This is a genomic window from Streptomyces sp. NPDC104226 (assembly GCF_055584085.1).
On record NZ_JBVJMS010000004.1, the window covers coordinates 52875 to 67324 of the forward strand.

Consider the following 14450-nt stretch of genomic DNA (forward strand, 5'->3'; position numbering starts at 1 on the left):
ATCAGTGCAGGAAGAAGTCGGTGGCGAGGCGGTTGAACTCGTCGGCGGCCTCGGTCTGCGCCCAGTGCCCGCAGTGCGGGAAGACGTGCAGCCGGGCGTCGGGGATGGTCTTCAGGGCGAGGAAGGCGCCGTCGACCGGGTTGACGCGGTCCTCGCGGCCCCAGGTCAGCAGGACGGGGCGGCTGATGCGGTGCGCTTCGCGCCAGAGCATGGCGGCCTCGGGCCACTTGGCGAAGGAGGCGCCCATGCGGGCGTTTCCGAGCCTGGCTTCGGGGTCGGTGGCCTGGGCGTAGCGCTCTTCGACGAGGGCGTCGGTGACGATCGCCGGGTCGTGGGCGAGGGTGGTGAGGAAGGTCCGCATCTGTGCGCGGGTGGGCTCGGGGGCGAGGCTGAACTCGAAGAGCCGCTTGATGCCTTCGGTGGGGTCGGCGGAGAAGAGGTTGAGGGAGATTCCGCCGGGGCCCATGAGCAGGAGCTTGCCGACGCGGCCGGGGTGGTCCAGGACGAGCCGGGTGGCGGTGCCTCCGCCGAGGGAGTTGCCGATGAAGTGCGCCTGCTCGATGCCGAGTTCATCCATGAGGGCGATGACGGCGTTCGCGCTGAAGCCGAAGTAGTCGCGGTCGGGTTCCGGCTTGTCGGAGCGGCCGTAGCAGGGCTGGTCGACGAGCAGGGTGCGGAAGTGCTGCGCGAAGTGGGGCAGGTTGCCGCCGAAGTTGGACCAGCCGGAGGCGCCGGGCCCGCCGCCGTGCAGCATGATCACGACGGGGGCACCGGTTCCGTCGGGCCCGTCGGACGGGCCGGCCTCGTGGTAGTGCAGGGTCATCCCGCCGGCCTTGGCGGTGCGGGAGGTGTTCTCGTACGTGAATCCCTGCGCGCTCACAGCATGGTGTCCTGGATGTCGAGGCCGAGTGCGCCCTGGCCGAAGAGGACGAGGGCCCGCTCCGGGTCGTTGGCGGCGTGGCCGCGGCCGGTGTGGACGTCGCGCCAGGCGCGTTGGACGGGGTTGGGGCCGGTGCGCATGGCGCTGCCGCCCGCGTTCTCCATGAGGAGGTCGACGGCGGCGACGCAGCGCTCGGTGGCGAGGACCTGGTCGCGGCGGGCCCGGGTGCGCAGCGGTGTGGGGAGTTCCTCGCCGCGTTCGGCGAGGGCGTAGAGCTCCGAGACGTTGCGCTGGAGCTGGAGCCAGGAGGCGTCGATGTCGCTGGCGGCGCGGGCGATGCGGACCTGGGCGAAGGGGTCCTCGGCGACCTGCTGGCCGTAGGAGATGCGGAAGCGTTCGCGGGTCGCGGCGACGTAGTCCTCGTAGGCGCCTTCGGCGATGCCGACGATGGGGGTGGAGATGGTGGTGGTGAAGACGGAGGCGTAGGGGAGCCGGTAGAGCGGTTCGGGGTTGAGGGCGTGGCCGGGGACCTGGAGGGCGGTGACGGGGCCGAAGCTGAGGGCGCGGTGTTCGGGGACGAACACCCCCTCGACGACGATGTCGTTGGAGCCGGAGCCGCGCAGGCCGACGGTGTCCCAGACCTCGTCGATGCGGTACTGGGAGCGCGGGATCAGGAAGGTCCGCATGTCGACGGGGCGGCCTTCGGCGTCGGTGACCAGTCCGCCGAGCAGGGCCCAGTCGGTGTGGTCGCAGCCGGAGGAGAAGTGCCAGCGGCCGCTGAGGGTGAAGCCGCCGTCGACGGGGGTGACCTTGCCGGTGGGGGCGTAGGAGGAGCAGATCCGCGTGTCGCGGTCCTGGCCCCAGACCTCTTCCTGGGCGCGGGGGTCGTAGAGGGCGACGTGCCAGGGGTGGACGCCGACGACGGAGGCGACCCAGCCGGTGGAGCCGCAGGCCTTGGCTATCTCCTTGACGGCGGCGTAGAAGAGGGCGGGGTCGGCGGCGTGCCCGCCGTGGGCCTTGGGCTGGAGCAGCCGGAAGAAGCCGGTGGCGGCGAGTTCCTTGATGCTCTCCTCGGGGACCTTGCGCAGGTTTTCGGCCTCCGCGCTGCGCTCGCGGAGTGCGGGGGCGAGGGCGCGGACCGCTGCGAGGACCTCTTCGTCACTCATGGTGTCCCCTTCTCGGATCAAGGATCTTCGGGTGTTCGGGATCGATGGCGTGGAACGTACGCCGGGTTCCGCGGGCGCGGAACGAGCTGTTCCCGCTGAGCGGGAAGCTCGTCCGGGTGCGCCGGAACTCCTCGAAACGACTACTTGAAGTATTACTGATTGAAATAGGCCCCTCCGGGTGCTTCCCTCCGCCCGGGGGCGCGTGGCAGGGTCGCCCCAACGCCTCACGCAGGGGGTTTTCTCGTGCTTGACCAGTTCATCGAGCAGGTCGCGGAGACCGAGCTCGCACCGCTTTCGCTGCTGGAGAAGGCCGCGAAAGTGCTGGGTGCCTTCGAAGGTCCGCAGCCGCGGCTGTCGCTCACCGAGGTCGTGCGCCGCTCCGGAATCCCACGTTCTTCCGCCCACCGGATCCTCGACCAGCTGGTGCAGTTGCGCTGGCTGGACCGCGAGGGCCGGGACTACCGCATGGGCATGCGGATGCTGGAGCTGGGCGCGCTCGCCTCCCACCACAACCGGCTGCGCCGGGCCGCGCTGCCGCTGCTGCACGCGCTGCACGAGCAGACGGGCCGGGTCGTGCACCTGTCGGTGCTCGACGGGGCCGAGGTGGTGTGCCTGGAGCGGATCGGCGGCTCGGAGGCCACCACGGTGCCCTCGCGGGTCGGCGGGAGGATGCCGGCGTACTGCACGGCTGCCGGGAAGGCGATCCTCGCGTTCAGTGATCCCGCCGCGGTGGAGCACGTGCTCGCGCAGAGGCTGCGCCCGCGCACCGCGCGCACCCTGATCCGGCCGTTGGCGCTGCGTTCGGAGCTGGCGGCGGTCCGCGAGCGCGGGGTGGCGTACGACCGGGAGGAGAGCTTCCGGGGCATTTCCTGCGTGGCCGCCCCGCTGCGGGGCGCCGGGCGGGCCGTGGCGGCCGTGTCGGTGTCCTCCTGCCGGGGCGACCGGGAGACGGCCCGCCTGGCGCCGGCGGTACTGGCCTGCGCGCGGTCGGTGTGGCGGGAGCTGTACGGTCCGGGCCGGCCGGGGCGGGCGGCGGCGGCGCCGGCGCGGGACCTGGAGCCGGCGGTCTCGGCGCAGGCGATGGACAACATGATGGGGTGGCTGCGGTTCAGCGAGTGGATGTAGTGGGTAGTGGTACCTCCACGCACGAGTGAACGATGACGGGCCCGACCCCTCGCCAGGGGGCCGGGCCCGTCATCGTTCGCGGCGTTCGGCCGCCCTGCCCGTTCAGCCGTCGTAGCTGATGCGGATGCGGTCGCCGAGCGGCAGGGCCTGGCAGGCCAGGACGTAGCCGTCGGCCAGGTCCTCGGGGGTCAGAACCTCGTTGCGGACCATCTTGACCTCGCCCTCCAGCACCCGGCAGCAGCAGGCGCTGCACGCCCCTTCCCGGCAGGAGTACGGGGCGGGCAGGCCCGCGGTGACCAGGGCGTCGAGCAGCGGGGTCCCGGCGGGCCAGTCCACCGTGTGCACGCTCCCCTCGAACTCCACCTCCGCGGTGGCGCCGCCCGCCGCGGCCGGGCCGGCGGCGGGAGCCGGGCGGGCCGCGGTGGCCGGACCGGCGAAGACGTCGCCGCTCAGGGAGAAGTAGCGCTCGCGGTGGATCGCGCGCGCCTGTCCGCCCGCGGAGCGCACCGCCGTCTCCGCCGCGTCCATCAGCGGAGCGGGCCCGCACAGGTAGGTCTCGCGGTGCGCGTACGGGGCCACGAGCGGGCCCAGCTGCGGGGCGGCCGGCAGTCCCTGGAGGGTTTCCAGCCAGTGCACGACGGTGAGCCGCCCGGGGTGTTCCTCGGCGAGCCCCCACAGTTCGTCGCGGAAGATCACCGAGCCGGGGTCGCGGTTGGCGTACACCAGCGCGACGTGGCCCCGGCCGGCCACGAGCGCCGACTTCGCGATCGACAGCACCGGGGTGATCCCGCTGCCGCCCGCCACCAGCAGCAGGTCCCGGTCCAGGTCGGGCGGGGTGAAGGTGCCGGCGGGGGGCAGGATCTCCAGCTCGTCGCCGATGCGCACGTCCTGGCAGAGCCAGCCGGAGCCGATGCCGCCGGGGACCCGTTTGACGGTGATGCGCAGCGGGTCCCCCGCGTGCGGGGAGCCGGCCAGGGAGTAGCAGCGGGCTTCGCCGCCCGGCACCCGGAGCGTGAGGAACTGCCCGGGGCGGTACGGGAGTTCCGCGTCGAGGACGAGGGAGACCGCCTCGGGGGTCTCCTGGATGCGGTCCGTGACGCGGACCGGCAGCCTGCCTCCGGCTCCGCCCGGGGCGGCAGCCGGGGCCGGGCTCCGTACCCCCGCGGCGCGGGACTTCGTAGGGCCGTCGGTGTCAGACATCGGCCGGCACCTCCAGGCGGCCCGCCAGGACGGCGGCTTCGATGCCCGCGCGCAGGGCCTCGCAGGAGCGGACGCGGGCGCTGGGCCGCCCCCCTGCGACCTCGGCCGCGATGCGCGGGCAGACCGCTGCGGCCTCCTCGGTCCACTGGACCTGGGTGTGGGCGGGGCTGAACTTCTCGCACAGCACCACGGCGGCGCACTCCCCGCAGGCGACGGGGGTCATCACGGGGTCCCGGCCGCGCGGCGGGCGAGGTTCTCGGCGACCTCGGCCTTCCAGGCGGCGGTGGCGCGGGCGGTGTCGATCTCGAACTCGAAGCGGCGGACCATCTCGTCCTTGACGTCGGCGGCGTCCACGTAGAACTGCTCGTACCAGCGGCGGAGCTGGTAGACGGGGCCGTCTTCCTCGGTGAGGAGGGGGTTGTCGATGCGGGTCTTGTTCTTCCAGATCTCGACGTCCTGCTCGAAGCCGACGGCGAGGCCCTCGGAGGTGAGGCGGGCGGCGTCGGCGGCCTGTTCGTCGCTCATTCCGGGGAGCTTCCTGACGATGGTGCCGTACATGAGCATGAAGCTGTTCTCGTCGATCGGGTAATGGCAGTTGATGAGGACCGATTCGAGTTCGACGCCGCCGCCGATGTCGCTCCACAGTTTGTCGATCATGTAGGAGGGGCCGTAGTACGAGGCGTCCGAGCGCAGGCCGCCGCCGGTGGAGAGGGTGCCGAGGTCCACGTCGCCGCGCGGGGTGGACTCCATGTACTGGGTGGCGACGTGACCGTCGAAGACGTTCTTGAAGTAGTGCGGGAAGGCGTAGTGCACGTAGTAGAAGTGCGCCATGTCGACGACGTTGTCGACGATCTCTCGGCAGTTGGAGTTCTCGACGCGCAGGGAGTTCCAGCTCCAGTCGCTCCATTCGGGGTCGCCGACGCCCTCGATGACGGGGATGGTGACCTCGGGCGGCGGCGGGTTGCCCTCCGGGTCGTGCCAGACGTAGAGCTGGCCGTTGCGTTCCAGGGAGGTCCAGGCGCGGGTCCGCGCGCGCGGGGGGACGCGGCGGGCGTAGGGGATGGCGGCGCAGCGGCCGTCTCCGGACCAGCGCCAGTCGTGGAAGGGGCAGGCGACGGTGTCGCCCTTGACGGTGCCGTGGGCGAGGTTGCCGCCCATGTGGGGGCAGTAGGCGTTGAGGACGCTGAGCTCACCGTCGCGGCGCTCGCCGCCCTGGCCCTCGCCGTCGGCTGCTCCCGTCCCGGACTGCCCCTGGAACACGACGAGCTTGGTCCCGAAGGCTTCCACCTCGTGCGGGGTTCCGTCCTTGAAGGCGGCGGCGAGGCCGAGGCAGTGCCAGCCGCGCGCGAACCTCGCGGGCAGTGCGGCGGCTTCGATGACGCGGGGTGCTTCGTCGGCTGCGGTCGTTGCGGCCATGGGGTGGCCCTCCACTTCGTCGTGGGTGTACTGCGCGGGGATGGGGTGTGGGGGTGGGGTGTGGGGGTGGGGGCCCGGCAAGATCCGAAAGGGACGGCCTAGCGGGCTTCGGCGGCAAGTTCGACGGCGATGTCGATGAGCTGGTCCTCCTGGCCGCCGACGAGGCGGCGTTCGCCCGCCCGCAGGAGGATCTGCGCGCCGGAGACCCCGTACCGCTCGGCCTGCCGGTAGGCGTGCTTGAGGAAGCTGGAGTAGACGCCGGCGTGGCCCATGAGCAGGGCCATGCGGTCGAGGGTGCACTCGTCTTCCATGACGGGGCGGACCACGTCCTCGGCCGCGTCGATGATCTTCAGGACGTCGATGCCGGTGCGGATGCCCATCTTCTGGCAGACGGCGGCGAAGGCCTCGACGGGCGTGTTCCCGGCTCCCGCACCGAGGCGCCGGGTGGACCCGTCGATCTGGAGGGCGCCGGCGCGGACGGCGGCGACCGAGTTGCCCACGCCGAGGCCGAGGTTCTCGTGGCCGTGGAAGCCGACCTGGGCGTCGTCGCCGAGCTCGGCGACGAGCGCCGCGACCCGGTCGGTGACCTCGTCCATGACCATGGCGCCGGCCGAGTCGACCACGTACACGCACTGGCAGCCGGCGTCGGCCATGATCCGGGCCTGCCGGGCCAGGTTCTCGGGGGTGGTGGAGTGGGCCATCATCAGGAAGCCGACGGTCTCCAGACCCCTCTCGCGGGCGAGACCGAAGTGCTGGACGGAGATGTCGGCCTCGGTGCAGTGGGTGGCGATCCGGCAGATCCGGCCGCCGTTGGCGTGCGCGGCGCGGATGTCGTCCTTCACGCCGAGGCCCGGAAGCATCAGGAAGGCGATCTTCGCGTGGCGCGCCGTCTCGGCGGCGATCTTGATGAGCTCCTGCTCGGGGGTCTTCGAGAAGCCGTAGGTGAAGGAGGACCCGCCGAGTCCGTCGCCGTGCGCGACCTCGATGACGGGGACCCCGGCGCCGTCGAGGGCGGAGACGATCGACCGTACGTCCTCGCCCGTGAACTGGTGCCGCTTGGCGTGCGAGCCGTCGCGCAGGGAGGAGTCGGTGATCCGGATGTCGAGGGTGTCGGAGTAGGTGGCGTTCACGGCGTCATCCCCTTGGCGAACTCCTCGCCGACCTTGGTGGCGGCGGCGGTCATGATGTCGAGGTTTCCGGCGTAGGGCGGCAGGTAGTCGCCGGCGCCCTCCACCTCCAGGAAGATCGCGACCCGGGCCATGCCGCCGTTGAGCGGGGAGGGGTCGTCGAACTGCGGCTCGGTGCGCAGCCGGTAGCCGGGTACGTACGAGGCCACGTCCTCGGCGATCTGTTGGACGGAGGCCGCGATGGCCTCGCGGTCGGCGTCGGCCGGGATCGCGCAGAAGACCGTGTCGCGCATGATGACCGGTGGATCGGCGGGGTTGAGGATGATGACGGCCTTGCCGCGGGCGGCGCCGCCGATCTCCTCGATGCCCCGGGAGGTGGTACGGGTGAACTCGTCGATGTTGGCGCGGGTGCCCGGGCCGGCCGAGACGGAGGCCACCGAGGCGACGATCTCCGCGTAGGCGACGGGGACCACGCGGGAGACGGCGTACACCATGGGGATGGTGGCCTGGCCGCCGCAGGTGATCATGTTGACGTTGGCGCGGTCGAGGTGGGCGGTCAGGTTCGCGGGCGGGACGACCGCGGGACCGACGGCGGCGGGGGTCAGGTCGATCGCCTTGATGCCGAGTTCGGCGTAGCGCGGGGCGTTGGCTCGGTGCACGTACGCCGAGGTGGCCTCGAAGACGATGTCCGGCAGCTCGCCCCGGCCGAGCAGCCGGTCCACGCCCTCGTGGGAGGCGTCGAGTCCGGCGCGGCGGGCCCGGGCGAGGCCCTCGCTGTCGGGGTCCACGCCGATCATCCAGCGGGGTTCTATGTGCGGGGAGCGCAGGAGCTTGTAGAGCAGGTCGGTTCCGATGTTCCCGGAGCCGACGATGGCGGCGGTGGCTTTCACGTTCACCTCATGAGAAGGAGAGACAGACCGGGCCGAGCCCGGTGAAGTCGGCGGTGTAGGTGCGCCCGGCGGCGACGTCCACGGCGCGGGTGCAGGACCCGGGCAGGATGAGGTGGCCCTTGCGGAGCTGGACCCCGAAGCGGGCGACGGTACGGGCCAGCCAGGCGACGGAGGCGGCCGGATCGCCGAGCACGGCGTCGCTGCGGCCGCTCGCCAGGGTGTCGGATCCGCTGGTCAGGGTGGCGTCGACGGCCTTCAGGTCGAGGCCGCGCGGATCACGTCCTTCCCCGATGACGTATCCGGCGGAGGAGGCGTTGTCGGCGATGGTGTCGGCGATGGCGATCCGCCAGTCGGCGATCCGGCTGTCGATGAGCTCCAGGGCCGGGACGACCCGCTCGGTGGCGGCCAGGACGTCGGCGACGGTGCAGCCCTCGCCGGGGAGATCGGCACCGAGCACGAAGCCGACCTCGACCTCGACGCGCGGCGCGCAGTACGCGGCCGCCGGCACCGGGGTGTCCTGGGACAGCTCCATGGACTGCAGCAGGTGCCCGTAGTCGGGTTCGTCGACGCCCATCATGGCCTGCATGACGGGGGACGACAGTCCGACCTTGTGCCCGGTGACGCGGTCGCCGGCCGCGAGGCGGTGGCGGATGTTGAGGAGCTGGATCTCGTAGGCGTCCTCGGTGTCGATGCCCTCGTACAGCCCGGTCAGCGGCGGTACGGGCGCCCGGTGCAGCTCCGCCCCGCGCAGCCGTGCGGCGGCCTCGCGCCGGAGGGGGTCGTTCAGCATGGTGCCTCCCGGCTGAGGTGGTGTGTGGTGCGGCAGACGGTAGGCCGGGGCCGGGGCCGGGCGGGAGGTCCCGTTCCCGCTGAGCGGGAAGGCCTTCGGGCCGGGCCCCTTCGGGGGGCCCGGCCCGGCGGGAGGGACTACCGGGGGTACCAGGCCACCCCCGCGAAGGTTCCCCCGAGCGTGGTGAGCACGGTGAGGAGGCGGTACGGGATCCGTTCGACGGTCAGATGGAACCCCCGGACCCGGATCTCCAGGAACGGAGGTGCCTCGCGGTCGGCTGTGCGTAGGGTTCGCGGCATGGTGGTGTTCTCCTTCTTCCCGGCCCCGCGGCGGGCCGCTGGTCCAAGGGGACGTCCCGGGCACGGTGTTGGCGACGCTGCAAGGCGGTCTTGCGCGACCGGCCGCAACTTGCGCGCCCCGCAAGAGGGAGAAGGTCCATGTCAGAGCTGCCGGTGAGTATCCGCGGGGGACAACCTCCGCAGCGGTTAGTCCCCTTGACGGGGCTGAGCGAGGAGGAGGCCGCGTTCGCGCAGCACTTGCGAGATCTGCGGGAGGACCTGGGGATGTCCTCCTCGGACATCGTGAAGTGGCTCAAGGAGGCCGAGCCCGAGGCCGCGGTGGATGCCAGCAGGCTCTCCCGCTACCTGAGCGGATCCGACCTGCCGAGGCCCCCGCTGCTCCCGGCCCTGTACCGGCTGCTGGCCACCCGGCAGGCCGTGGACCCGGACCGGATCGCGCAGGGGTGGAACCTGCTCTACACCGCCGCCCGGACCAAGGGTCCGCTGGTGGCGCGCGAGTACAGGGAGGAGGCCTCCCGCATCGCGCTGGAGGAGCACCGCGTGCAGACCGCGCGGGACCTGGCCGGCCTGCGCGAGCAGCTCGAACGGGGGCGTGAGCACCGCGCTCACCTCGACGGGAGCCTCGCCGACGCGTTCGCCCGGGCGGACGGCACCCAGCAGCAGGTGCAGGAGCTGGAGGAGGAGCTGGGCCGGGTCGGGCAGCGCCTCGACGAGCTGGAGGACCTCGTGCGCCAGCACGAGTCCGAGCTGCGTCTGCTCCAGGCGGACACCGAGCGCGGTGCGCAGGCGCAGCGGGAGACCAGCGCGGAGATCGAGGTGTGGCGGGGGAACGCGGCGATCCCGTGGACGGGGGCGCCTTCGACGGTGGCGCGCGCCGTTGTCGCACTCCGGGACGAGGGGGCGGACTGGCAGGCCGACCAGCTGCTGTCGCTGGCGGCGCGTGACCTGCCCGTGGCTCACCTGCCCGAGCTGTACGACGCTTTCGAGGAGATCGGCCGCCTGCTGGAGCGCACCCGTCTGAGCCGCTTCATCGCGGCCCAGCGCAGGGCCAAGGAGATCCTCGCGCTGACGAAGCCCGTCCGGACGGTCGGACTCGCACAGAGCATCTCCATGAGCATCCTGGAGCACTGGGGGGACCAGGTCCTCGTCGAGACGGGTGCGCGGGCAGCGGTGGGCGAGCTCCTCCTGCTGGTGAAGCTCCTTGAGGAGACCGGCCGGACCGAGCAGCGGAGCCATCTGATCAAGGGGCTGAGGCAGCGCCACACGGGCCTGGCGGAGGTCGCCGCTTCCGGCGTGTTCCAGGCCCGTGAGCTGCCCGCGGCCGGGGACATCTCGTGGAATCCCGCACCTTCGGCTCCCCGGCGGCGCTGGTTCCGCTTCTGACCCCGCGGCCGCGGACGGCCGGCCCTTTGCCCTGGGCCCCGGGCTCCGGGCTCCGGGCTCCGGGCTCCGGGCTCCGGGCTCCGGCTACCGCGCCCCGTACACCGGCTGCGGCCGCTCCGATGCCGCCAGGAGCTTCGTCGTCGTCTCCCCCGCCTCCGACGGGGTCCAGCGGGCGCCGCAGTCGGCCGTGGGGCCGGGGCGCCAGCCCTCCATGACCGTGATGCGGCCGCCCTCCGCCTCGAAGACGCGGCCCGTGACCCCGGCGGAGGCGTCGGAGCCGAGCCAGACGACCAGCGGGGAGACGTTCTCCGGGGCCATCGCGTCGAAGGCCCCGGCTTCCGGGGCGGCCATGGTGTCCGCGAAGGTCTGCTCCGTCATCCGGGTCCGGGCCGCGGGGGCGATCGCGTTGACCTGGACCCCGTAGCGGCCCATCTCCGCCGCCGAGACGAGGGTGAGTCCCAGGATCCCGGCCTTGGCGGCGCTGTAGTTGCCCTGGCCGACGGAGCCCAGCAGCCCCGCTCCCGAGGAGGTGTTCACGACCCGCGCGGCCACCTGGCGGCCTTCCTTCGCCTCGGCCCGCCAGTACGCCGCCGCGTGCTTCAGCGGCAGGAAGTGCCCCTTCAGGTGGACCCGCATCACGGCGTCCCAGTCGTCCTCGTCCAGGTTCACGAGCATCCGGTCGCGCAGGAACCCGGCGTTGTTGACCAGGGTGTCCAGTCGCCCGAAGGAGGAGACGGCCGTCTCGATCAGTGACGCCGCGCCTTCCCTCGTCGCGATGTCCCCGCCGTGGGCCACCGCCTCCCCGCCCGTCGCCCGGATCTCGGCGACGACCTGCGCCGCCGGGCTCTCCGGCCCCGGCAGCCCGTCCAGGCCGACGCCGAGGTCGTTGACCACGACCCGGGCCCCCTCCGCGGCGAAGGCCAGCGCGTGTGCGCGGCCCAGCCCCCGTCCGGCGCCCGTCACGATGACCACACGGCCTTCGGCAAGTCCCATGTCAGCTCTCCTTGTTCGAGTGGTTCGCGTTTGCCGCGTCCAGAAAGGCCGGCCGTTCGCCGCCCCCGTGCACGAGCAGGCTCGCCCCGCTCACGTAGGCCGCCCGGCCGGAGGCCAGGAAGACGGCCGCTTCGCCCACGTCGGAGGGTTCGGCCAGGCGTCCGAGCGGTACGGTCGCGCCGACGGCCGCGATCCCGCTCTCGTCGCCGTAGTGCAGGTGGGACAGCTCGGTCCGCACCATGCCCAGGACCAGCGAGTTGACCCGTACCTCGGGGGCCCATTCCACGGCCATGGAGCGGGCCAGGTTCTCCAGGCCCGCCTTGGCCGCCCCGTAGGCCGCGGTGCCCGGCGAGGGCCGGGTCCCGCTGACGCTGCCGATCATGACGATCGAGCCCCGGCTCTCCCGGAGCCGGGGGTACGCGGCGACCGAGGCGGTCATCGGGGCGATCAGGTTGAGCTCGACGACCCGCGCGTGGCGCTCTGCCTCGCCCTCCCCCAGCAGCCGGTACGGGGTTCCGCCGGCGTTGTTGACCAGGCAGTCGAGCCGCCCGTGGCGCCGGGCGACGGCGTCGAAGAAGTCCTGCACGGCGGCCGGATTGCGCAGGTCGACGGCGGTGAAGGACGCCGAGCGGCCCGCCACCTCCAGCGGTTCCTCCGGTGGCCGGCGCGCGCAGACGACGACCTCGGCCCCCGCCGCGAGGAACGACCGCGCGATCCCGGCGCCGACGCCCCGGGTTCCGCCGGTGACGACGACAACCCTCCCGTTGAGCTCCATCGGCTGCTACCTTCCTCACCTAACAAATGTTTGGTGGAAAGGTAGCTGATCCGCTCATGGGTGTCTCCACCTCAAGCCCCGACAAGGGCATCGCACTCGTCACAGTCGACTTCCCACCCGTCAACGCACTGCCCGTACAGGGCTGGTACGACCTGGCCGACGCCCTGCGCGCGGCCGGCCGCGACCCGGAGGTCCGGTGCGTGGTGCTGGCCGCCGAGGGCCGCGGCTTCAACGCGGGCGTCGACATCAAGGAAATGCAGCGCGACACCGGCCACGCCTCGCTGATCGGCGCCAACCGGGGCTGCTACGAGGCCTTCGCCGCCGTCTACGAGTGCGAGGTCCCCGTCGTGGCGGCCGTGAACGGCTTCTGCCTCGGCGGCGGGATCGGCCTGGTCGGCAACGCCGACGCCATCGTCGCCTCCGAGGACGCCACCTTCGGACTGCCGGAACTGGACCGGGGCGCCCTCGGGGCCGCCACCCATCTGGCCCGGCTCGTCCCGCAGCACATGATGCGGACCCTGTACTACACCTCGCGCACCGCCACCGCGGCCGAACTGCACGCGCACGGCTCGGTGTGGAAGGTGGTCCCCGCGGGCGAACTGCGGGCGGCCGCCCTGGAGCTGGCCGCCGAGATCGCGAAGAAGGACGGGTACCTCATCCGTCTCGCCAAGGCCGCCATCAACGGCATCGACCCCGTGGACGTGCGCCGCAGCTACCGCTTCGAGCAGGGCTTCACCTTCGAGGCCAACCTCAGCGGCGTGGCCGACCGGGTCCGGGACACCTTCGGGAAGGAAGAGGGACAGAGCGCATGACCGACAAGACCATGACCCCCGACGAGGCGGTCGGCCGACTGCGCAGCGGGATGACCGTCGGCATCGGCGGCTGGGGCTCGCGGCGCAAGCCCATGGCCCTGGTGCGGGCACTGCTCCGCTCCGAGATCACCGATCTCACCGTGATCTCGTACGGCGGCCCCGACGTCGGCCTCCTCGCCGCCGCGGGCCGGATCCGCAGGCTGGTCACCCCCTTCGTCACCCTCGACTCCATCCCGCTGGAGCCGCACTACCGGGCGGCCCGCGAGAGCGGCGCCTTCGCCCTCACCGAGCTCGACGAGGCGATGTTCATGTGGGGCCTGCACGCCGCCGTCAACCGGATGCCGTTCTTCCCGGTCCGCTCCGGCCTCGGCTCCGACGTCATGCGCGTCAACCCCGAGCTGCGCACCGTCACCTCCCCGTACGCCGACGGGGAGGAGTTCGTGGCGGTCCCGGCGCTGCGCATGGACGCCGCGCTGGTCCACCTCAACCGCGCCGACCGGCTCGGCAACGCCCAGTACCTGGGCCCGGACCCGTACTTCGACGACCTCTTCTGCGAGGCCGCCGACGCCGCCTACGTCTCCTGCGAGCAGATCGTGGAGACCGCGGAGCTCTCCAAGTCCGGGCCACCGCAGTCCCTGCTCGTCAGCCGGCACTCGGTGACCGGGGTCGTGGAGACCCCCAACGGTGCGCACTTCACCTCCTGCGCCCCCGACTACGGCCGCGACGAGGCCTTCCAGAAGCTGTACGCGACCACACCCTGGCCCGAGTTCGCCGAGCGCTTCCTCTCCGGCGGCAGCGAGCACGCCTACCAGTCGGCCGTCCAGGCCTGGCACGAGGAGCAGAAGTGAGCACGACCTCCACCACGGCCACGGCCGTCACCCGCGCCGAGTACTGCGTGATCGCCTGCGCCGAAGCCTGGCGGGACAACGGCGAGGTGCTGGCCAGCCCGATGGGCCTGGTGCCCTCCTTCGGGGCCCGGCTGGCGAAGCGGACGTTCTCCCCCGACCTGCTGCTGACCGACGGCGAAGCCATGCTGGTCGGGCTCGACGGCTCGGCGGAGGGCTGGCTCCCGTACCGCCGTCACCTGACGATGGTCACCGGAGGCCGCCGGCACGTGATGATGGGCGCCAGCCAGATCGACCGGTTCGGCAACCAGAACATCTCCTGCATCGGCGACTGGGAGCAGCCGGCCCGCCAGCTCCTCGGAGTGCGCGGCGCCCCGGTGAACACCCTGAACAACCCGGTGAGCTACTGGATCCCCAAGCACTCCACCCGGGTGTTCGTCGAGCGCGTCGACATGGTGAGCGGCGTGGGCTACGACCGTGCCGCGGCGGCCGGGATGACCCGGTTCCACCGGCTTCCCCGCGTGGTCAGCGATCTCGGCGTCTTCGACTTCGCCGGCCCCGACCACGCCATGCGCCTGGCCTCCGTGCACCCGGGCGTCACCGTGGAGCAGGTCCGGGCGGCCACCGGTTTCGAGCTGGACCTCCCCGCGGAGGTCCCGTACACCCGCAAGCCGACCGCGGAGGAGCTGCGGCTGATCCGCGAGGTCATCGACCCCAAGGGCCTGCGCGACCGGGAAGTGCGGGTCTGA

16 protein-coding genes are annotated in these 14450 nt (G+C 72.4%); 5 read left to right on the forward strand and 11 right to left on the reverse strand.

All coding sequences use genetic code 11. The features are described from left to right. Position 1: 1 nt before the first annotated feature. Both hsaD and hsaA read right to left on the reverse strand, forming a co-directional pair. On the reverse strand, positions 2–880 hold the full coding sequence (gene hsaD, locus ACZ60J_RS13665; RefSeq protein WP_469681638.1) for a 4,5:9,10-diseco-3-hydroxy-5,9,17-trioxoandrosta-1(10),2-diene-4-oate hydrolase: 879 nt from the start codon (positions 878–880) through the stop codon (positions 2–4). Next, a complete protein-coding gene (gene hsaA, locus ACZ60J_RS13670) occupies positions 877–2046 on the reverse strand; it encodes a 3-hydroxy-9,10-secoandrosta-1,3,5(10)-triene-9,17-dione monooxygenase oxygenase subunit (protein ID WP_469681640.1) in 1170 nt (389 codons plus the stop codon). Before hsaA ends, hsaD begins: the two co-directional genes overlap by 4 nt. 243 nt (positions 2047–2289) lie before the next feature. Here hsaA and ACZ60J_RS13675 point away from each other — a divergent pair, with 243 nt between their 5' ends. Continuing rightward, positions 2290–3171, forward strand: coding sequence for an IclR family transcriptional regulator (locus ACZ60J_RS13675; RefSeq protein WP_469681642.1), 882 nt, complete (start codon positions 2290–2292; stop codon positions 3169–3171). A 102-nt stretch (positions 3172–3273) separates the two neighbouring features. On the opposite strand, the gene ACZ60J_RS13680 is transcribed toward ACZ60J_RS13675, so the two are convergent. From ACZ60J_RS13680 to ACZ60J_RS13710, 7 genes are all read right to left on the reverse strand, one after another. Then, positions 3274–4371, reverse strand: a complete 1098-nt coding sequence (locus ACZ60J_RS13680) for a 2Fe-2S iron-sulfur cluster-binding protein (RefSeq protein WP_469681644.1) — start codon at positions 4369–4371, stop codon at positions 3274–3276. After that, complete coding sequence (locus ACZ60J_RS13685) at positions 4364–4594, reverse strand: ferredoxin (protein ID WP_469681646.1); 231 nt, start codon at positions 4592–4594, stop codon at positions 4364–4366. The genes ACZ60J_RS13680 and ACZ60J_RS13685 overlap by 8 nt, the downstream gene beginning before the upstream one ends. After that, the gene (locus tag ACZ60J_RS13690; protein ID WP_469681648.1) at positions 4594–5787 is read right to left on the reverse strand and encodes a Rieske 2Fe-2S domain-containing protein; all 1194 of its coding nucleotides are present in this window, start codon (positions 5785–5787) and stop codon (positions 4594–4596) included. Before ACZ60J_RS13690 ends, ACZ60J_RS13685 begins: the two co-directional genes overlap by 1 nt. A gap of 98 nt (positions 5788–5885) precedes the next feature. Then, complete coding sequence (gene dmpG, locus ACZ60J_RS13695) at positions 5886–6917, reverse strand: 4-hydroxy-2-oxovalerate aldolase (RefSeq protein ID WP_469681649.1); 1032 nt, start codon at positions 6915–6917, stop codon at positions 5886–5888. Further along, a complete protein-coding gene (locus ACZ60J_RS13700) occupies positions 6914–7804 on the reverse strand; it encodes an acetaldehyde dehydrogenase (acetylating) (protein ID WP_469681650.1) in 891 nt (296 codons plus the stop codon). The genes dmpG and ACZ60J_RS13700 overlap by 4 nt, the downstream gene beginning before the upstream one ends. A 7-nt stretch (positions 7805–7811) precedes the next feature. Further along, on the reverse strand, positions 7812–8594 hold the full coding sequence (locus ACZ60J_RS13705) for a 2-keto-4-pentenoate hydratase (protein WP_469681652.1): 783 nt from the start codon (positions 8592–8594) through the stop codon (positions 7812–7814). A gap of 137 nt (positions 8595–8731) precedes the next feature. Then, a complete protein-coding gene (locus tag ACZ60J_RS13710) occupies positions 8732–8893 on the reverse strand; it encodes a hypothetical protein (RefSeq protein WP_469681653.1) in 162 nt (53 codons plus the stop codon). A gap of 195 nt (positions 8894–9088) precedes the next feature. Here ACZ60J_RS13710 and ACZ60J_RS13715 point away from each other — a divergent pair, with 195 nt between their 5' ends. Then, positions 9089–10276, forward strand: coding sequence for a hypothetical protein (locus ACZ60J_RS13715; RefSeq protein ID WP_469681654.1), 1188 nt, complete (start codon positions 9089–9091; stop codon positions 10274–10276). 84 nt (positions 10277–10360) lie between these two features. On the opposite strand, the gene ACZ60J_RS13720 is transcribed toward ACZ60J_RS13715, so the two are convergent. Together ACZ60J_RS13720 and ACZ60J_RS13725 are read right to left on the reverse strand one after the other, a co-directional pair. Further along, complete coding sequence (locus ACZ60J_RS13720; RefSeq protein ID WP_469681655.1) at positions 10361–11269, reverse strand: SDR family oxidoreductase; 909 nt, start codon at positions 11267–11269, stop codon at positions 10361–10363. 1 nt (position 11270) lies between these two features. Next, the gene (locus tag ACZ60J_RS13725; protein WP_469681657.1) at positions 11271–12044 is read right to left on the reverse strand and encodes an SDR family oxidoreductase; all 774 of its coding nucleotides are present in this window, start codon (positions 12042–12044) and stop codon (positions 11271–11273) included. Positions 12045–12100: 56 nt separating this feature from the next. Between ACZ60J_RS13725 and ACZ60J_RS13730 the strand changes: the two genes are divergently transcribed. Genes ACZ60J_RS13730 through ACZ60J_RS13740 form a run of 3 tightly spaced genes read left to right on the forward strand, consistent with a single transcriptional unit; the run spans position 12101 to position 14450 of the window. Then, the gene (locus tag ACZ60J_RS13730; protein WP_469681659.1) at positions 12101–12856 is read left to right on the forward strand and encodes an enoyl-CoA hydratase family protein; all 756 of its coding nucleotides are present in this window, start codon (positions 12101–12103) and stop codon (positions 12854–12856) included. After that, positions 12853–13704: a CoA transferase subunit A gene (locus ACZ60J_RS13735; protein WP_469681661.1), complete on the forward strand. Its 852-nt coding sequence runs from the start codon at positions 12853–12855 to the stop codon at positions 13702–13704. The genes ACZ60J_RS13730 and ACZ60J_RS13735 overlap by 4 nt, the downstream gene beginning before the upstream one ends. Next, the gene (locus ACZ60J_RS13740; protein ID WP_469681663.1) at positions 13701–14450 is read left to right on the forward strand and encodes a CoA-transferase subunit beta; all 750 of its coding nucleotides are present in this window, start codon (positions 13701–13703) and stop codon (positions 14448–14450) included. The genes ACZ60J_RS13735 and ACZ60J_RS13740 overlap by 4 nt, the downstream gene beginning before the upstream one ends.